Origin of the sequence: Pseudomonas sp. W4I3 (assembly GCF_030816195.1) — a bacterium.
Lineage (GTDB): Bacteria > Pseudomonadota > Gammaproteobacteria > Pseudomonadales > Pseudomonadaceae > Aquipseudomonas.
This window is the reverse complement of the sequence record NZ_JAUSXS010000001.1, coordinates 473,006-492,068: the sequence shown is the minus strand read 5'-3', so window position 1 is coordinate 492,068 and position 19,063 is coordinate 473,006. Positions and strand designations below refer to the sequence as shown.

13 protein-coding genes and 1 pseudogene are annotated in these 19,063 nt (G+C 64.4%); 12 read left to right on the top strand and 2 right to left on the bottom strand.

The window, feature by feature from the left end; genetic code table 11:
* Nucleotides 1-2 precede the first annotated feature (2 nt).
* Together tssB and tssA are read right to left on the bottom strand one after the other, a co-directional pair.
* Entirely contained in the window at nucleotides 3-509 is a 507-nt protein-coding gene (gene tssB / locus QF045_RS02305) for a type VI secretion system contractile sheath small subunit (protein WP_010207547.1), read from the bottom strand.
* A gap of 54 nt (nucleotides 510-563) precedes the next feature.
* A complete protein-coding gene (gene tssA, locus QF045_RS02300) occupies nucleotides 564-1,583 on the bottom strand; it encodes a type VI secretion system protein TssA (RefSeq protein WP_306490895.1) in 1,020 nt (339 codons plus the stop codon).
* A 392-nt stretch (nucleotides 1,584-1,975) separates the two neighbouring features.
* Here tssA and tagH point away from each other — a divergent pair, with 392 nt between their 5' ends.
* From tagH to tagQ, 12 genes and pseudogenes are all read left to right on the top strand, one after another.
* Nucleotides 1,976-3,304 carry a type VI secretion system-associated FHA domain protein TagH gene (gene tagH / locus QF045_RS02295; RefSeq protein WP_306490894.1) on the top strand — a complete coding sequence of 443 codons (1,329 nt, stop codon included), beginning with the start codon at nucleotides 1,976-1,978 and terminating at the stop codon, nucleotides 3,302-3,304.
* A gap of 56 nt (nucleotides 3,305-3,360) precedes the next feature.
* A complete protein-coding gene (gene tssJ, locus QF045_RS02290; RefSeq protein WP_306490893.1) occupies nucleotides 3,361-3,870 on the top strand; it encodes a type VI secretion system lipoprotein TssJ in 510 nt (169 codons plus the stop codon).
* Between the two features lie 17 nt (nucleotides 3,871-3,887).
* Nucleotides 3,888-5,222, top strand: coding sequence for a type VI secretion system baseplate subunit TssK (tssK, locus tag QF045_RS02285; protein ID WP_306490892.1), 1,335 nt, complete (start codon nucleotides 3,888-3,890; stop codon nucleotides 5,220-5,222).
* A gap of 6 nt (nucleotides 5,223-5,228) precedes the next feature.
* Nucleotides 5,229-6,518 carry a DotU family type VI secretion system protein gene (locus QF045_RS02280; protein ID WP_124388783.1) on the top strand — a complete coding sequence of 430 codons (1,290 nt, stop codon included), beginning with the start codon at nucleotides 5,229-5,231 and terminating at the stop codon, nucleotides 6,516-6,518.
* Nucleotides 6,515-10,015, top strand: a complete 3,501-nt coding sequence (gene tssM / locus QF045_RS02275; protein ID WP_306490891.1) for a type VI secretion system membrane subunit TssM — start codon at nucleotides 6,515-6,517, stop codon at nucleotides 10,013-10,015. Before QF045_RS02280 ends, tssM begins: the two co-directional genes overlap by 4 nt.
* Nucleotides 10,012-10,666 (top strand): annotated as a pseudogene (tagF, locus tag QF045_RS02270) (type VI secretion system-associated protein TagF). Before tssM ends, tagF begins: the two are co-directional and overlap by 4 nt.
* Nucleotides 10,667-11,386, top strand: coding sequence for a PP2C family serine/threonine-protein phosphatase (locus QF045_RS02265; RefSeq protein ID WP_124388780.1), 720 nt, complete (start codon nucleotides 10,667-10,669; stop codon nucleotides 11,384-11,386).
* A complete protein-coding gene (locus QF045_RS02260; protein WP_306490890.1) occupies nucleotides 11,383-14,361 on the top strand; it encodes a serine/threonine-protein kinase in 2,979 nt (992 codons plus the stop codon). The genes QF045_RS02265 and QF045_RS02260 overlap by 4 nt, the downstream gene beginning before the upstream one ends.
* Nucleotides 14,361-15,065: an ABC transporter ATP-binding protein gene (locus QF045_RS02255; RefSeq protein ID WP_306490889.1), complete on the top strand. Its 705-nt coding sequence runs from the start codon at nucleotides 14,361-14,363 to the stop codon at nucleotides 15,063-15,065. Before QF045_RS02260 ends, QF045_RS02255 begins: the two co-directional genes overlap by 1 nt.
* Nucleotides 15,065-16,249 (top strand): ABC transporter permease, encoded by a 1,185-nt coding sequence (locus tag QF045_RS02250; RefSeq protein ID WP_306490888.1) that lies wholly within the window; start codon nucleotides 15,065-15,067, stop codon nucleotides 16,247-16,249. Before QF045_RS02255 ends, QF045_RS02250 begins: the two co-directional genes overlap by 1 nt.
* A complete protein-coding gene (locus QF045_RS02245) occupies nucleotides 16,242-17,954 on the top strand; it encodes an SUMF1/EgtB/PvdO family nonheme iron enzyme (protein ID WP_306490887.1) in 1,713 nt (570 codons plus the stop codon). Before QF045_RS02250 ends, QF045_RS02245 begins: the two co-directional genes overlap by 8 nt.
* 84 nt (nucleotides 17,955-18,038) lie before the next feature.
* The gene (gene tagQ, locus QF045_RS02240; protein ID WP_306490886.1) at nucleotides 18,039-18,962 is read left to right on the top strand and encodes a type VI secretion system-associated lipoprotein TagQ; all 924 of its coding nucleotides are present in this window, start codon (nucleotides 18,039-18,041) and stop codon (nucleotides 18,960-18,962) included.
* Nucleotides 18,963-19,063: the final 101 nt, after the last annotated feature.

Here is a 19,063-nt window from a genome sequence, read left to right as displayed (position 1 = left end):
GATTACTGGTCCCCTGCAGGCTTAGGCGCACTGGCAAGTGCCTGGAGCAGTGCCGGGTCCTTGATCGCCTTCATGATGATTTCTTCAGCGCCGGTCTTGCCGTCCATGTAGGTCAGCAGGTTGGCCAACTGGGTGCGGGCTTCGAGCAACTGATTCAACGAATCGACCTTGCGCGCCACGGCGGCCGGGCTGAAGTCGTCCATGCTTTCGAAGGTGATGTCCAGGCTCAGGTTGCCTTCGCCGGTCAGCTCATTGGGTACATGGAACGCCACGCGTGGCTGCATGGCCTTGAGGCGGGAGTCGAAGTTGTCGACGTCCACTTCAAGGAACTTGCGGTCGGCCACGGGTGCCAGCGGCTCGGCAGGCTTGCCGGCGAGGTCGGCCATCACACCCATGACGAAGGGCAGCTGGACCTTTTTCTCGGCGCCGTAGAGCTCGACGTCGTACTCGATCTGCACTCGAGGCGCACGGTTGCGCGCGATGAATTTCTGAGAACTTTGCTTCGCCACGTTGCTGCTCCTGGTCGCTTGAGCGACGGTGTTGTTACTGCACGGTCCGGCGGCTTATTCGCTGTCTGGGCCGCGCAGGTTTTCAAATTGGGACATGCCGTCGGGAATCAGATTGCGCACGATGGCCGCGAAGTCGGCGTGCACCAGATTCTTCGCGCGGTTCAACAGCACCGGCAGCGGGCTCGAAGGCTCGTGCCGGGTGTAATACGCAAGGATTTTGTCGAGGCTGCGCAGCACGTCATCGCGGCTCGCGATATCGCCGACAGGGCGCGGTGCTGCGGGCGCGGCGGCGTAATCCACCGAGGGGGCACTGTCTTCACTGACAGCCTCGGGTTCGCTGCTGCTGTCGCTGCCGGGTACGGCTTGATTGAGCAGTTGCAGGGCCTGTTTGAGCGGCTGTTTCAACGCGCTGAGGTCCACGCCCTGGGCGGAACCGACCTGCTCGTTGACCTGTTGTTCGATGGCTTCGCAGGCGGCGCGCGCAGCGCTCAAGGCGTCGCGGGTGGCTTGCAAGTGTTGCGGATCGCTGTCGAGGAACGCCGCGTTGAGTTGCTGGGCACCCAATTGTTCGTCGGGGAAACTCAGCAGGCCGCTGGCGTTCAGTGCGGCGCGCAGGCTCACGGGGCCGAAGGTGCGCGAGCGCGTGAGGATACTTTCGCGCAGCAGGCGAATCGTCGTGTCGCTCGTCAGGCCGGACAGCGCGTTGATACGCACGGTGGGGTCGTTGTCGTCATCGGCATCCAGGCGCGGGTGCAGGTCGGCCCAGTACTGGCGCAGTAACGCGTCGATCAGTGTGAGGGTTTCGGCCAGCCCGGCCACGCCTTGCAGGGCAAGCGAGCTTTGCAGCAGGAAATGGGTGATGCGCAGGTCTTTGCTGCGCTGCAGCAAGTCCAGGCTCTGCTGCTGGATGCTGCGCCATTCGGGCGGCTCAGCGGGCAAGATCGAGTCGCCCATGCTGCGCTCGGGTTGGCCCTTGGCATCACGTTCCAATTGCAGAAATTGCGCGTCATATTCCATGTCATCGCCACAGGGCGAGGACGCGGACACGGCGGTGAGCAGCAACGGCACATCCACTGAATTCGATCTCCCTATCAGCCCGTTAGATGCCGGGCGCTGCATGCTTTAGTTGCGCGGTGAACTTTGCATGTTTTCTTGGTCATACTTTCAGGGTGCCACTACTGTGCCATCACTGATGTTCAAGAAGTTGTGCATTTTTGGTGTAGTACTTATGCCTTGTCAAGGTAAGCTATTCGCCCTCTGTGACAGATGTGCGGTGTTTAACAACCTGCGCGACTGGTGGGTCGAACGGTGCCCGTCGTAGAGGATTTTTGTCATGCAAGCCGGATAAGATCAGCGATCATGCTGGCAAATACAGATTCAGGCGGTCGTTTCCACGACCTGGCGGAGATATCCGGGCACGCGTAGCCCCGGATAGTCCGCGCGCGATGTATCAGCAAGGAGGCAAGATGTCGCTGTGTTTGACTATCACTAGTTATCACAAGATTACCCCTGGGCAGTGCTCCGAAAAGTCCATGAACCAGGGCTCGATGGCGATCGGCCGCAGTTCGGAAAATGACTGGGTATTGCCCGACCCCGAGCGTCTCGTCTCCTCTCAACATTGCGTTATTCAATACAAAGATGGCCGTTACTACTTAACCGATAACAGCACCAACGGTGTGGAGTTGGTTAACGCCGGTGTCCGTTTGCGCCGGGGTAACAGCGAGCCGCTGCAGGATGGCGAGCTGATCCGTATCGGCGATTACGAAATCCAGGCGCGCATCGACTTCAACGTGCAGGCCCTCGACAGCCAGCCGTTTGCCGGTGATTCGCCGAACAGCTTTGAAGCGCTGATGGGCGCGGTGGCAAGCACACCCGCGCCGATCCCCATGATCGCGCCGCAGTTCCAGGGCGCCTCGTCGATGGAAACCCTGCCGGACCTGTTCGACTTCCTCAGCCCCACTGCCGTGCCACCGCCGACCGTGGCGGACCATGTGCCGTCCGAGCAACACGATTTCCGCCCGCCGGCGCCGGTTGCCGTGCCGGTCGCAGCAACACCCGTGGTGCAAGGCTCGGTGATTCCCGAAGACTGGGACCTGCTGGGCGAGGCGCCTGCGCCGGTCGCCAGTGTTGCGCCGCCACCGGCACCGGTTATTGCGCCGCCACCTGTGGTCGAGCCGGTTGCGCTCCCCGTCGGCGATGCCCAGCAGCAACCCGACCTGCTGCAAGCCTTCCTGCGCGGTGCGGGCCTTGATCAGTTGCGCCTGGACAAGGCCGATGCCTGCGCCCAGATGGAAAGCATTGGCCGCAGCTACCGGCTGATGGTGGAGGGCCTGATCGACGTATTGCGTGCCCGCGCCAGCCTCAAGGGTGAATTCCGCATGCAGCAAACCATGATCCGCCCCGCTGAAAACAATCCGTTGAAATTTGCTCCGAATGCCGACGAAGCGTTACTGCTGCTGCTGCGTCACGGCAACCAGGCGTTTATGGCGCCTGATGTCGCGGTACGTGACAGTTTCGACGACTTGCGCGCTCACCAATTGGCGGTGATGGCCGGCGTGGAAGCGGCGATCAAGCATTTGCTCCTGCGCTTTGAACCGGCACAGTTGGAAGAACGCATGGGCAAGCCCGGTGGCCTCTCGAGCATTTTCAACGGCTCGCGCCAGGCCCAGTACTGGCAGCAGTTCACCGAGCTCTATAACAATATTTCCCGCGAGGCCCAGGATGATTTCCAGGACCTGTTCGGCCGCGAATTCAGCCGGGCCTACGAAGAGCACAGCGCACGACAGCGACGCTGAACCGCGTCGCAGTGATGGACAAAACGGATAGCTAAACACGTCATTGAGGACGCAGGATGATTCCCAGGTTTTTACTCGCAGCCGCCACCGCGCTGCTGCTGACGGCGTGTGCCAAAGACGCGGTCAAACCCGAAGCCGCCGCCGAGGCTGAAGCGGACACGGCCGCCGTCGAGTTGCACTTTCATGCGATCGCCGGGCTCAACCCCGGTGCCAGCGGCCAGGCCGCCCCGGTACGGGTGCGCATTTTCGAGCTGAAAAATGCCGCCACGTTTGCGCGCTCCGATTACTTCGCCCTGGCGGATCGGGCGCAATCCACGCTTGGCCTGGACCTGCTCGACCAGGACGAAGTGGTGATCCAGCCCGGCCAGCAATTGAGCATCCAGCGCGATCTCGACCCGTCCACGCGTCAGATCGGCCTGCTGGTGGGCTATCGCGAACTGGACCGGGCGCAATGGCGCACGGTCATCGAAGTGCCGCCTCGCCAATACACCGAATATCAGATCAGCCTGGACGTGCGTGCCGTGCGCGCAGACGTCGTGGCCACTCCCTCCAGCCCAGCCCAATAACAGCAATCGGAGCCCCCATGTCCTGGAACAATCGCGTGGTCTGGTCGGAAGGCATGTTCATCGGAACGCAGCACTTCCAGCAGCATGACCGTTACCTGGAAAACCTGATCGACGCCCGCAGCCGTCCTTTGTCTGCTGGCGCCTGGGGGTTCTCCGAGTTGCTGATCGACCAGGGCCTGCTCGCCCAGGGCAAACTGGCAATCGTGTCGGCGCGGGGCCTGCTGCCTGACGGCACGCCGTTCAATATCCCTCACGACGACCTGGCACCGAGCCCGCTGAATATCGACGACAACCTGCGCGATGGCCTGGTCTACCTGGCCCTGCCGCTCAAGCGAGCAGGCGCGCGCGACACCGTGGACGCAGGCGAAGCCCTGGAAGCGGCGCGTTACGTCAGCCAGGTGCGTGAAGTGCGCGACGACAACGCGCCCTTCGAAAACCGCGCGCCGGTGGCCGTGGGCTCGCGGGCGTTGCGTTTGCTGACGGCCCAGGACGGCATCAGTGACTACGCGGCTATTGGCCTGGTGCGCATCAAGGAAAAACGTGCCGACCGCGCACTGGTGCTGGATGACAGCTACATCCCTCCGGTGCTGGACGTGGCCGCGAGCAAGCCGCTGAGCGCATTTCGCAGCGAACTGCTCGGCCTGCTGCACCAGCGTGGCGAAGCCCTGGCTGGCCGTGTGGTGGCGTCGGGTGCCGGTGGCGCGTCGGAAATCGCCGACTTCATGCTGCTGCAACTGGTCAACCGCGCGCAGCCGCTGCTCCAGCATTTCAGCCAGTTGAGCCCGCTGCACCCGGAGCGCTTCTTCAGCGAGCTGGTCAGCCTGGCCGGTGAGTTTTCGACGTTTTCCACCTCAGGCCGGCGCCCCCTGGAATACCCGCAGTACCAGCACGACGACCTGGCCCTGAGCTACGCCCCGGTGATGGCGGCGCTGCGCGAGGCGCTGTCGATGTTGATCGACAGCAAGGCCACGCCGATCCCGATTGTGGAGAAGGCTTACGGCATCCACGTGGCTATGCTGGCCGACAAGACCCTGCTCGACAGCGCCAGCTTCATTCTGGTGGTGCGTGCCGATGTGCCTGGCGAAACCCTGCGTGCGCGCTTCGGGCAGCAAAGCAAAGTCGGTTCGGTGGAGCACATTCGCGACATGGTCAACCTGCAGTTGCCGGGCATCGGCCTGCTGCCGTTGCCGGTGGCGCCACGCCAACTGCCATACCACGCCGGCAGCACCTATTACGAGCTGGACCGGGGCAGCGAGCACTGGCAGCAGCTGAGCAATTCCGGCGGTTTCGCCTTCCACATCGCCGGGCAGTTCCCGGGCTTGAACCTGGCCTTCTGGGCGATCCGAGGATAATCCGCGATGCACCCCAATGATGATGACCGCACTCAGTTCATGCCGCGCCCAGGCGGCCGTGCGCCGGAACCTGCGCGTGCGGAGCCGGCGCCTTTGTCGATGCCGGCCGCGCCGATGCTCACCGGCAAGAGCCAGGGCCTCAACCCGCTGGAAAGCGCCGCCGGCCCGCTGCTGGCCTTGCTGACGCGGTTGCGCAACACCATCGCGCACCCGGCGCCGGCTAGCCTGCGCGCACAATTGCTGGCCTATCTGCGTCAATTTGAAGAGCGCGCCGAAGCCGCCGGTGTGGCGCGCAACGAAGTGCTGCTGGCCCGTTACGCGCTGTGCACCGCCCTGGATGAAGCCGTGTTGAGCACGCCGTGGGGCAGCACCAGTGACTGGGGCAAGCAGAGCTTGTTGATCACCGTGCACAACGAGGCCTGGGGCGGCGAGAAGGTTTTCCAGTTACTCGACCACTGCCTGCAAAGCCCGCGAGAACGTCTGTACCTGCTGGAGCTGCTGTACCTGTGCATGTGCCTGGGTTTCGAAGGGCGCTACCGCGTGATGACCGACGGGCGCAGCCAGCTGGAAGCCTTGCGCGAGCGCACCGCAGCGGCGATTCGCAACGCTCGCGGCGAGCATGAGCGGGAGCTGTCGCCACACTGGCGCGGCGTCACCGTGGCGCGCGATCGCCTGGCGCAGTTCATGCCGCCGTGGATCGCCGTGGCGATCGGCCTGGCGCTGCTGCTGGCGTTGCTGTTTGGCTTGCGCATGAAGCTGGCGTCGGATGCCGAACCGGTGTTCAAGAATATCCATGCCCTGGGCGAGATCCCGGTGCAGGCCATCGACCGTCCGGTGGCGCAGCCGAAAGTCATCGAGCGGCCGCGCCTGGCCGGGTTCCTGGCCGAGGACATCAAGGCCGGCCGCGTCGCGGTGGAGGACAAGGTCGACCGTTCTGTCGTGACCATTCGGGGTGACGAACTGTTCGCGTCCGCCAGCTCCAGCATCGTCGATGACTACCAGCCGCTGATGCTGCGTATCGCCGACGCGATCCGCAAGGTCAAGGGCCAGGTCCGAGTGACCGGCCACAGCGACAATCGCCCGATTGCCACGCTGCGCTTCCCGTCGAACTGGGCGCTGTCCGAAGCGCGGGCCAAGTCGGTACTGGACATCCTTGCCGCCAAGACTGGCCAGGCCGAGCGCTTCAGCGCCGAGGGCCGCAGCGACACCGAGCCGTTGGCGACCAACAGTACTGCCGAAGGCCGTGCCCGCAATCGTCGGGTTGAAATCACCGTATTGGCGGAGGGCGTCGAGTGAAGGCGTTTTTCAGTTTCATGATTCGCTGGGTGATCCCTGTGCTGGGGTTGATCGCCCTGAGCTTGATCATCTGGTTCGTCGGGCCGTTGCTCGACATGCTTGTACCCGAAGGGCGCCGCTGGGCGCTGATCATCCTGGTGTTCGCGCTGTGGATTGCCTACCGAGTGTTCCGCATCATCCAGGCGCGCCGTCAGGCCGCCGAAGTCATGCGCAGCCTGGCCGCGGAGACCCCGGCCGACCCCAACAGCGTCGCCACCGCCGAAGAGCTCAGCACCCTGCGCCAGCGCATGGACGAAGCCCTGACGCTGCTGAAAAAGGCCAAGCTGGGTGGCGACGAGCGCCGCAACCTTTACGAACTGCCGTGGTACGTGATCATCGGCCCGCCGGGTTCGGGCAAGACCACTGCGCTGGTCAATTCCGGCCTGCACTTCCCATTGGCCGCGCAGTTGGGCGCCGGGGCAGTGCGTGGCGTCGGCGGCACGCGTAACTGCGACTGGTGGTTTACCGATCAAGCCGTGTTGCTCGACACCGCCGGGCGCTACACCACCCAGGACAGCAACTCCACGGTGGATAAAGCCGCTTGGCTGGGCTTTCTCGACCTGTTGAAAAAGCAGCGTTCGCGCCGCCCGATCGACGGGGCCTTCATTGCCATCAGCCTGTCGGACCTGCTGCTCGGCACCGACGCCGAACGCGCCGCCCATGCCGCTGCGATCCGTCTGCGTATTCAGGAGCTGTACACCCAGTTGGGCGTGCGCTTTCCGATCTACCTGATGCTGACCAAGCTCGACCTGGTGCCGGGCTTCATGGAGTTCTTCGACAACCTGAGCAAGGAAGAGCGCGCCCAGGTGTGGGGCATGACCTTCGCCCTGGATGACGGCAAACACAGCGACAGCCCGCTGGCGCACCTGCAAAGCGAATTCGCCGGTCTGGAGCAACGCCTCAACGAGCGCTTGGTGGAACGTCTGCAACAGGAGCGTGACCCGGCGCGCCGCGACTTGATCTACGGTTTCCCGCAGCAGTTCGGTGCGTTGAAAGATTGCCTGCAGAGCTTCCTCGAGGGCGTGTTCAAACCCAACGCCTTCGAAGAGCGCGTGCTGTTGCGCGGCGTGTATTTCACCAGCGGCACCCAGGAAGGCAGCCCGATTGACCGCCTGATCGGCGCCATGGCCCAGAGCATGAACCTGGACCGTCAGCACCTGGCGCGCCAGAGCGGCACTGGACGCAGTTACTTCATCGAAAAACTGTTCACCGCCGTGGCCTTTGCCGAGCGTGGCCTGGTGGGGGTAAACCCGAAAGTCGAGCGCCGTCGCAAGTGGATCGCCCGAGGTGTACTGGCCGCTACCGTGGCCGTGGTGGTGGTGGTCAGCGGCCTGTGGTGGGTGAGTTATCGCGCCAACCAGGCGTATATCGCCCAGGTCGATCAAAAGGTCGCGCCCCTGGGCCAGGCCGTGCAAACCCTGAGCCCGGCGCAGCGTGATGTGTTGGCCGTGCTGCCGTTGCTCAACGCGGTGAAGCATCTGGCGGGAGATTCGCCCAACTGGTCCGAAGGGCTGGGGCTTTACCAGGGCGACATGCTCGAAGCCGAGTCGGCGAGCGTTTATCGCAAGTTGCTGATCGCGGTCTTTGCGCCGCGCCTGGTCACGCGCATCGAAGAGCAACTGCACGGCGGCGGCAATTCGGATTTTCTCTACGAAGGCTTAAAGGCCTACCTGATGCTGGCCGACATCGAGCATTACGACCCGGACTTCATCAAGGCCTGGATCGCCCTCGACTGGGACCGCAACCTGCCACGTGACCTGCCGGCCGATCAGCGCCAGGCGTTGACCGGGCATTTGCAGGCGCTGTTTGACCGCCACCCACCGAATGCGCGCCTCGACCCACGCCTGATCGATGACCTGCGTCGCCAACTGCAGCAGCTGCCGGTGGCACAGCGCGTCTACGACCGGGTCAAGCGTCAGAAACTGCCTGAAGGCATCCCGGACTTTCGCATCAATGAAGCCGCCGGCCGTGACGCCGCGCTGGTGTTCAGCCGCAAGAGCGGCAAGCCGTTGGGCGAACCGCTGAGCGGGTTTTTCACCGCCAAGGGCTATCGCCAAGGGTTTTTGCTGAGCAGCCTGAACCAGACCGGCACCCTGGCGGAAGAGCAATGGGTGCTCGGCCAGGAACAGGCCGACCAGCAGAACGTGGTGAGCCTGGCCGCCGATGTGCGCCGCCTGTACTTCCAGGATTATCAGCGCCAGTGGGATGCGTTGCTGGCAGACATCGACTTTGTGCCGATCACCAGCGTGGCCCAGGCGGCCGATGTGCTGCGGGTGATCTCGGGGCCGACCTCGCCATTGAAAAAGCTGCTGGTGGCGGTGGCCAAGGAAACCGACCTGCAAGCCGAAGAGCGCCAATTGGCGGCCAAAGGCGTGCCAGTGGAGGGCGGCGTCGACAAGCTCAAGGAACGCCTGGGCAGCCTGCTCGGCCAGGAGCAGCCGAGCGCCAGCGCGCCCGCAGCTGCGGATGACCCGGTCACCGCGCATTTTGCCGAACTCAACAGCATTGTCAGTAAGAACGAAGGCGAGCCGGCGGCCATCGACGGCCTGCTGTCGGACATGAACGCGCTGTATGTGCAGGTCAGTGCCATGGTCGGGGCGAGCGGTGATGCCTTGCTGGGCGAGGCGAAGAACCAGGCGGCGGCTGCGGCCACGCGGGTCAGCCTGAATGCCGAACGCCAGCCGCCGCTGGTGCAGGGCATGGTCAAGTCGGTGGTCAATTCCACCACCAACAGCATGATGGGCGGGGTGCGTAACCAGTTGAACGCGGCCTGGGTCAGTGAAGTGGTCAATGTGTATCGCCAGTCCCTGGCCGGCCGTTACCCGATGTCGCCGGGCAGTGCGCGGGACGCCACCCTGGATGACTTCGGCCAGTTTTTCGGCGTCGGCGGGGTAATGGATAACTACTTTCGCAAGTACCTGCAGCCCTACGTAGACACCTCGGCCCAGACCTGGCGCTGGCAGCCGGGCGCGGCGCAGAAGCTCGGCATTGCGCCAGGCGTGCTGCAAACCTTCCAGCGTGCGGCGACGATTCGGGACGCGTTCTTCAGGTCCGGCGGCACGCAACCCATCGTGCGCTTCGAACTCAAGCCGGTGTCGATGGACCCGACCATCACCCAGTTCCTGCTCGACCTCGACGGCCAGCAACTGAGCTACGACCACGGCCCGAGCCGTCCGGTGGCGATGCAATGGCCGAACCCCGGCAGCAGTGGCGTGGTGCGGCTGTCGATCATGCCGCCGTCGGCCAGCGGGCGCTCCGGCGTAACCCTTGACGGCCCGTGGGCCTGGTTCCGCCTGCTGGAGCAATCGGACCTTACCGCCGGCAACTCGCCGGACCGCTTCAACCTGCGCCTGCGGGTCGACGGCGCAAGCATCGCCTACGAGCTGCGCGCCAACAGCGCCTTCAATCCGTTCAAGAGCCGGGTGCTCAGCGGCTTCAGCCTGCCGGAGCGGCTATGACGACGCTGGGTTTCTACGGCAAGCTGGCCAGTCGCGGTGATTTTGTCAGCCGCGCCTTGCCCCAGAGTTTTATCGGCCCCTGGGACAGCTGGCTGGCGGCGGGTTTGCTGGCCAGTCAGAACAGCCTGGGCGGTGACTGGCTCAACGCTTATCTGGTCAGCCCGCTGTGGCGCTTTGTGCTCGCGCCAGGCGTGTGCGGACCAGACGCGGCGGCGGGTGTGGTCATGCCAAGCATCGATCGGGTCGGGCGCTATTTTCCGTTGGCGGTGGTGGCGTTGCTCGATCACGACACCAATCCGGCCTCTCTGGTGGGCGGGCCTGACGCCTGGTTCGAGCAGGCCGAGGAGCTGCTGCTCGGCACCCTGGACACCGGTGCCACGTTTGAAGCCTTCAATGCTGGCCTGGACCACCTTGGCCTGCCGGCGACGGAGCCGCGTGCGGTCGACAGCCGTTTTGCCGGCTTGCAACGCGTGGCCGCCACTGTGCCCCACGGGCGCATGACGGCGCTTGCCGAACAGGCCTGCGAAGGTGCCAGCCTCTGGTGGGGCCGAGGTTCGCAGCGTATTTCCCCCCGGTTTATTACGGTGTCAGGGCTTGCCTGCCGCCAACGATTTTGCGCAGTTTTTGCTCGGACAAGAAGGTGTGATGTAGATGGGCGCGACGTATGTATCCGCGAGCAAAAGCCATGTGGGCATGGTGCGCCAGGTCAATGAAGACGCGTGCCTGGACCTGCCGCAAAACCGCCTGTGGGTGGTGGCCGATGGCATGGGTGGGCACGCGGCGGGGGATTATGTCAGCAGCCTGATCGTCGACAGCCTGCGCAATGTGCCGGTGGGGCGCTCCCTTGAGGAATACGCGGCCGCCTTGCGCAACGACCTGATCCGCATCAATGCGGCGGTCCGTGAAGAAACCGCCAACCGTGGCGTGACCATGATGGGCAGCACCGTCGTGGTGCTGGCGGCGCGTGGCTTGCGCGGGGTGTGCCTGTGGGCCGGAGACAGTCGCCTGTACCGTCTGCGCGATGGTGAGCTGCACAGTATTTCCCGCGACCACAGCTACGTGCAGGACCTGCAAGACAGCGGCCTGCTCAGCGAAGCCGACGCCCGTGTGCATCCGCGCGCCAACATCGTGACCCGCGCAGTGGGCGTGGAAGCGCAACTGGACGTGGCCTCGGTCGACCTGTTGATCGCCCCCGGCGACAGCTACCTGCTGTGCAGCGACGGCCTGACCAAAACCGTCGAGGATCACGAAATCCGTGAAGTGCTCGGCCATGATGCTCCTGATGAAATCGTACGCAGCCTGGTGCACCTGGGGCTCAATCGCGGCGCGCCGGACAACATCACCACCATCGTCGTGAAGGTGTCGCCATGAACATCGTCATCCCCGGCTATGACATCGAAGGCGAAATCGGCGAAGGCGCCATGGCCAATGTGTACCTGGCGACCCAGCGTTCGCTGGAGCGCAAGGTGGCGCTCAAGGTGATGGCGGCGGCGCTGGCGGCCGACCCGAGCTTCTGCGAACGCTTCCTGCGCGAGGGCAAGACCCTGGCGCGCTTGTCGCACCCGCACACGGTGACCATCCATGACATCGGCAATGTCGGTGAGCTGTATTACATGGCCATGGAATACTTGCCCAACGGCACACTCAAAGAGCGCATCGCTGCCGGGCTGACCCCGGAGCAAGGCGTGACGCTGATCCGCCAGATTGCCTCGGCACTCGGTTATGCCCACGCCCAGGGCCTGGTGCACCGCGACGTCAAGCCGGCGAACATTCTGTTCCGCGCCGACGGCACGGCGGTGTTGTCGGACTTCGGCATCGCCAAGTCCCTGGACGACCGCACCCAGTTCACCCAGGCCGGTTTTGCCGTGGGCACACCGAGCTACATGAGCCCGGAACAGGCGCGCGGCCAGGAGATCGACGGTCGCGCCGACTTGTATGCGCTGGGCGTGGTGCTCTATGAAATCCTGGTGGGCAAGCTGCCTTACAGCGGCACCGATGCGCTCTCCACCGCGTTGGCCCACCTGACCGAGCCGTTGCCGGAGCTGCCGGTGCACCACGGTCGTTACCAGGGTGTGCTGCGCAAGTTGCTGGCCAAGGACCCGGCAGAGCGTTATCCGGATGCGGCGGCGTTGCTGCTGGCGCTGGAACAACTGCCGGCGGAGTCGCCAGAGGCCACCTTGGTGCGGCCGCTGCCGATTCCACTCAGTTTTGACCTGGCGGGGATCACGCCGGAGTCGATTGAAATACCGACGGGCAAGCCGCAACCGGTACGTCAGCCGGTGGTGGCGCCGATGCAACACAGCGAGCAGCGCCGCGGGCCGGTATTGGCGCTGGCGGCGGTTGCCGTGGCGGTCGCCCTGGCCATCGGTGGCGCCAGTTATTGGTGGTTGAGCGGCACCGATGAACCGGTCAAGCCGCCGGCTGCCGTGGTGCCTCAAGCCAAGCCACCTGCGGCAGTGGCGGCGACGGGGGCGGTGGCGGTTGCCGAGAATGGCCAGCGTCCGCTGCTGATGGCCGGCAAGAAGACCCTGTTCCAGCGTGTGCTGAGCAAGCCCGGCGCGAAGCTTTCCAACGAAGCGGGCAGTGCGCCGGACAAAGCCTTGCCGGCGTTTTCCGTGCTCTACGTGTACCAGCGCAAGGAGGTCGACGGCAGCCCCTGGGTGCGTGTCGGCGCGGCCACCGATGGTCGCAGTGACGGTTGGCTGCCGGCCTCGCAGGTCAGTGACTGGAAGCAAAGCCTGGTGCTCAAGTTCACCGAGCGCTCAGGCCGGGCGCCGGTGATGTTCCTGCGCCAGCCCGCTGAGGTGGAAAAACTGCTGGCCGACCCTGCAGCGGCGAAAAGTGTGTTGGCCAAGGCGCAGAACAACCGCGAGGACAACCAGCAAGTCCTGGCCCTGGAACCCACCGCCAGCGCGGTGCCGCAGAACCAGTTCTACCTGTTGCCGATCTTCGACGCCAAAGAGAGCTTCGACGAAAACGGCCAGCCCGTGCAGTTGCTCAATGTCGCCTCCATCGACCCTGGCAGCAGCGCCATTGCCAAGCCGGCGGCCGCCGTGGCTAGCGCCAATGCCGACGCCTTCCGCACGGCGGTGGTGTTGGTGGTGGACACCACCGTGTCGATGCAGCCGTATATCGATCAGGTGCGCGACGTGGTGCACGAACTGCAAACCCGTATCGCCGAGCGCGGTGAACTGGACAGTGTCAGCTTCGGGCTGGTGGGCTTTCGCAACAGCATCAAGAAAACCCCCGGCCTGGAATACGTGGCCAAGACCCTGATCACCCTCGACCAGGGCCGCGACCCGCAACGCTTCCTGGACATGGCGCGGCAGGTCAAGGCGTCGACGGTGTCCAGCCATTCGTTCAACGAAGACGCGTTTGCCGGCGTGATGCAGGCAGTGGACGGTATGGATTGGTCTGGCTACGGCGGGCGCATCATCCTGCTGGTTTCCGATGCCGGCGCGTTGCGCAAGAACGATCCGTTCGCCGCCACCCAGATGAACGAAGCCGAAGTGCGCCAAGCGGCGCTGGGTAAGCAGATCAAGATCTACGCGTTGCATCTGCGCACCGACGCCGGCAAGAAAACCCATGCCGGCGCCGAAAGTCAGTACCGCACCTTGACCGCCGACGCCAACCCGCAGATCGGCGACCTGTACACACCGGTGCCCGGTGGTGATGTGCGCAAGCTGGGTGAGCGGGTCGACGAGATCGGCACAGTGTTCGCCAACCTCGTGCATCAGGTGCGCAGCAACACGCCGCAGCCGGTGCCGCTGCTCAGTGCCGCGCCGAGCCTGGCGGATAAGTCCGCAGCGGTCGGTTATGCGATGCACATGGACTTTCTTGGCCGCAAAACCGCGAGCCAGGCGCCGCAACTGGTCAGCGCCTGGACCGCCGACCGCGACCTGACCAACCCGGCGCTGCCGGCGTTCCAGGTGTGCGTGATGCTGACCAAGCTGCAACTGAACGACCTGCAGCAGTCGCTGAAACTGATCGTCGACGCAGCGCGCAAAACCCAAAGCTCGCCCAAGGATTTCTTCCAGGAAATCGCCAGCGCCTCGGCGTACATGAGCCGCGACCCGCAAGCCTTGCGCAAGGGCGGCAACCTGGCCGACGGCGGCCTGCTGGGCGAATACCTGGAGGGCCTGCCGTATCGCAGCAAGTCGCTGAACATGACCCAGGACCTGTGGTTGTCGTTGAGCGTGGCCGAGCAGGAAGACTTTATCGACGAGCTGGATTCGAAAATCCGCCTCTACGAAACCTTCCACAATGACGTGGCCAACTGGGTGCGTTTCGGCGATGCCGAACCGGGCGATGCGTTGTACCGCGTGCCGTTGTCGACGTTGCCGTGATGCTGAGCCTGAACGCGGTGCACAAGAGCCGGGGCGTCGGCAGCCAGCGCTACAGCCTGGTGATTCCGGCGCTGCAGCTGCGTGCCGGTGAGCAACTGGCGATTGTCGGGCCCAGCGGCTGCGGCAAGAGCACCTTGCTGGATATGCTGGCGCTGGTGTTGGCGCCGGATCGGAGCGGGCAGTTCGAGTTCAACCAGGTCGATATCGGCGCGCTCTGGCGCGCGGATGGGCAAAGCGCCCTGGCCCGGTTGCGCAGCCGGCATCTGGGCTATGTGCTGCAAACCGGCGGGCTGCTGGGGTTTCTCGATGTGCGTGGCAACATTGCCTTGTCCCGCCAATTGCTGGGCTTGAAGGACGACGGCAGCGTGGCGCGCCTGGCCGCGCAATTGGAAATCAGCGACCAGTTGGACAAGCCCCCAGCCGCGTTGTCGGTGGGCCAGCGCCAACGCGTGAGCTGCGCCCGCGCCCTGGCCCACGCACCGCAACTGGTGCTGGCCGACGAGCCGACCGCGTCCCTCGACCCGCTCAATGCCGAACGCGTGATGCAGACGTTGCTGGCCCAGGCTCGCGAACACCGCGCCGCCTGTGTGATTGCCACGCATGATGAACCCCTGGCTCGCGCCAGTGGCTTGCAGGTGCGCCGCATCGGCTGCCGTCGCGATGCGGATGGCGGCGTCACCGCGACGCTCGGGGAGGCGTGCTGATGCGCATCAGCCTGGTTGCGTCGCTCGCCTGGCAGGACTACCGCAACGATGCGTGGCTGTCGGCCTGCTCGGTGCTGGCGCTGGTGGCCGTTATCGCGCCATTGCTGGTGTTATTTGGGCTGAAATTTGGACTGGTTAGCAGTTTGACCGAACGCTTGGAGACCGACCCCGCTACCCGTGAAATCATTCCGCTGGGCGGTGGTCGATTCAGCAGTGCCTGGGTCGAGCAGCTGAGCCAGCGCAGCGATGTGGCGTTTGCCATACCGCGTACGCGGCAGATCGCGGCGACCGCGCAGGTGGGCGCGTTGGTATTGGAAATGCTGCCCACCGCGCCGGGCGACCCGTTGCTGGCTGGCTTGCCGATGCCCAAGGGCCTGGACCAGATCGTGCTCAGCCATACCGCCGCCGAGAAGCTTGCGGCGCGGCCCGGCGACTGGCTGGAGACCCGCTTTGCGCGGCAACTGGCAGGGCGCGTCGAGGCGCAGCGCACGCGGGTGCAGGTGCTGGCGGTATTGCCGCTGGAGGCCTTTGCCCGTGACGGGCTGTTTGCTGACCTGGCGTTGCTGGAGGCGGTGGAGGATTATCGCGATGGCCGCGCGGTGCCTGCGTTGCAATGGGAGGGTGAAGCGGTCGGCGTGGGCGAGCAGCGAGTGTATCCGGCGTTTCGCTTGTACGCGCGCACGCTCACCGACGTGGAACCGCTGCGGTTGTACTTCGCCGGGCAGCAGGTGCTGGTCTCGACCCAGGCGCAAACCATCGCCCAGGTGCAGTCGTTGAGTCGCAACCTGTCGATCGTATTTTGGATCATCTGCGGGTTGGCGTTGGCCGGTGCGTTCGCGGCGACCTTCGCCGGGGCGTTGGCGGCGGTGGCGCGCAAGCGTCGAGAGTTGTCAGTGTTGCGCTTGTTGGGCTTTTCCACGGCCGCGCTGCTGTTGTTCGTGGTGATGCAGGCGCTGTACAGCGCGAGTGTTGCCGCCGTGCTCAGTGCCGGGCTGTACGGCTTGGCCGAGGCGGGTTTGAACCGATTATTCGTGCAGGTGCCGGGCGAACACGCCAGCCATCTGTTGGCGCGTCACTACGGCCTGGCTCTGGCGGCTGTCCTCGGCGTCAGCGCCGTGGCGGCGGCCTGTGGCGGTTGGCGAGTGGCGCGTATTCAGGCTTCTGAAGGAATCAGAGATGTTTAAGTTAGTGGGCGCCTGTGTGGCGCTGAGCCTGGCCTCGCTGGCCTGGGCCGATGAGGCAAGCGACAAGCTCGACAACCCCAAGCCGTTGCCGGATGACGTGAGCCTGCCGCTGCCGTGCGAAGGCAACATGGTGTTCCGCTACGCCTACGTGCTGGCCCAGGGCACCCTGGACGACCGTGAGGTCAACCTCGGCTATCCCTTTGCCGAAGGCGAAGCGGGCTATCAGCAATCGTTCATCTCCGGTTACCGGCGCGACTTCATCAACGGCCAGTTCACCCTCAAGGACCTGCCCAAGGACTGGAGCAGCGTGATCGCGCCGCTGATGCCGAAGACGGACGCCAAGACCCCGCTCAAGCCCATGCTGTACTTCATCGGCAAGTACGAAGTGACCGCCCGCCAGTACGCCCAGGTGATGTCCCAGGCGCAGTCGCTGGCCAGCGGCGAGCCGGCGCCGGCCTGTGATGCGCCCACCGGCATGGCCGGGCGCTTGCCGAAAGTGAAACTGTCACGCTTTGAGGCCGAGCGCTTCTCTGCGGTGTACAGCGCCTGGCTGATGAAATACCACCGCGAGTTGCTGCCGGTGAGTGGTCGCGGTGCCTCGGCCGAAGACGGCGGCCTGGGCTTTGTGCGCCTGCCTACCGAAGTGGAATGGGAGTTCGCCGCGCGCGGTGGCCAGGCGGTGAGCCGCCAGGACCTGGAAGGGCGCCTGTTCCCACGCCGCGTCGAAGGCAGCGAAAGCGACGGGCCCCTGGGCGATTACGCGGTGTTCAACCAGGTCGCCGGCGGCACTGGCCAGGCCGCGCGGCTGATGCCCATCGGCACCAAGCTGCCCAACCCGATTGGTATGTTCGATGTGATTGGCAATGCCGCGGAAATGGTTCAGGAATCCTTCCAACTCGTTCACGCCGGGCGCCGCCAAGGCACCTATGGCGGCTTCGTGGTCAAGGGCGGCAACTACCTGGAGGGCGAAGGCACGTTATTCACCGGCATGCGCCGCGAGTACCCGCTGTTTGCCGCCGATGGCACCGAGCAAAGCAACGAAACCACCGGCTTTCGCGTCGCGATTGGCGCGCTGTCGGCGCCGCGCTCACGCTACAAGGAGCTGTTTGCGCAGTGGCAGAAAGAAGGCCGCCTGGCGTCGCTGACCGACGCCATCGACGACGCCCAGGACCCGACCAAGCGCCTGGACAGCATCATCGCCGCCAGCGTCGACCCCAAGCTGCAAGCTGAGCTGGGGCTGGTCAACGAAGAGCTCAAGCGCAACGTTTCGCTGATCGCCCAGCAGCGCGAAGAAGCGGCGGGCAACCTGATCCAGTCCGCCGCGCTGGTGGCCGAGACCATCAGCAACTACAACATCCGCCTGGCCAACCTGCAAAAGAGTCGCCAGCAGGCCGTGGACAACAAGGATCAGGCCAGCGCGCAGTTGTTCGACATGGCGATTGCCAACGGGCGCAGTGCGCTGGACGGCGCCGTGGCGATTTATATCGACAACCTGGCCACCGGCACGCGCTACACCGATGCGGTGATCCAGGCACAGTTTCAACGAATCAAGGAAGAGTTGGATCGCAAGCCAGTGCTCGGCAAGAGCCTGGTGACGCGCGCGACACTGTTCGTTCGCCATGTCGGCAACTACCGCAAGCAACAGCGGGCCGACCCGGCAACGATCTTGAAGGAATTGCTCGCAGCGAGCGGTCAGCGGTCTTGATCGTTGGCTGTCTAGCGAGCTTGGAAGGGACTCAGGCGGCGGTGGGCCGTGCTGGGCAAGTCAAACTTAATCGAGATCACACCTATGCTTTTTTCCCGTAAGTCGGTTTCCAAGCGTCACCTGCTGCTGATCGCGGCCGGTTTCAGCACCGTGTTGACCGGTTGCGCTACGTCGCCTGCGTCCAAGGTCGCGTCGAGCACCAAAGTTGAGTACTACCCCAACTGCTACGAGCCCGTGCAGCACCTGCGCGCTACCGACTCGAACATGACCAAGTCGGTCGTGACCGGTGCCGCCATCGGCGCAGCCGGCGGTGCACTGCTGGGCGCCCTGACCGGCGACAAGGAAAAGCGCGGCCGTAACGCCGCGATTGGCGCAGCGGGCGGTGCCTTGGCGGGTGGCGCAGCGGGCTACTACACCGAGCGTCAGAAGCAGATCAGCGATGACAACCAGCGCATCGCTTCCTACTCCACCGACTTCAACAAAAGTGCGTCGGACATCGACCGCAGCACCGCCTATGCCAAGGCATCGCAGCAGTGCTACCAGAGCGCATTCACCAAGCTGGTGACAGACCGCAAAGCCAAGACCGTCAACGACACCGAAGGCCGCAAGCGCCTGGCGGAAATCGTCGCGGGCCTCAAAGAGTCCAATGACCTGATCGTTGCGGTCAACGGCAAAGCCAGCGAAGACCTGAACAACTACACCCAGGCCTACGAGAAAGACCTGCAGCAGGTTGGCGTGCAGCGTAGCGACGTCGTCACCGTGGCCACCGCCGACACCACGCCAGTGGTCGCTCCGGCCAAAGGCAAGAAAGCCGTCAAGCCGGCGAAGAAGCAAGTGCTCCCGACCGTGCCGAAAGAAGCGGTGACCACCGAGCGGAGCATCCAGACCGTGCAGGCCAAGCAAGCTGAAAGCAAGCAGGTCGTTACTGCGGGCAAGACTCAGATCGAAGGCACCTGCCGCGATCCGAACCTGGCCGACTGGGCACCGGTGCCTTGCCCTAACGTTTAAGCAACATGCTGCTATAAGCGTTAAACGCCAACCGATCTCCCGCTAAAGCGCGAGATCGGTGGCGTTCTGCCTGCAAATCGTTACACTGCTGCGGCCACTCA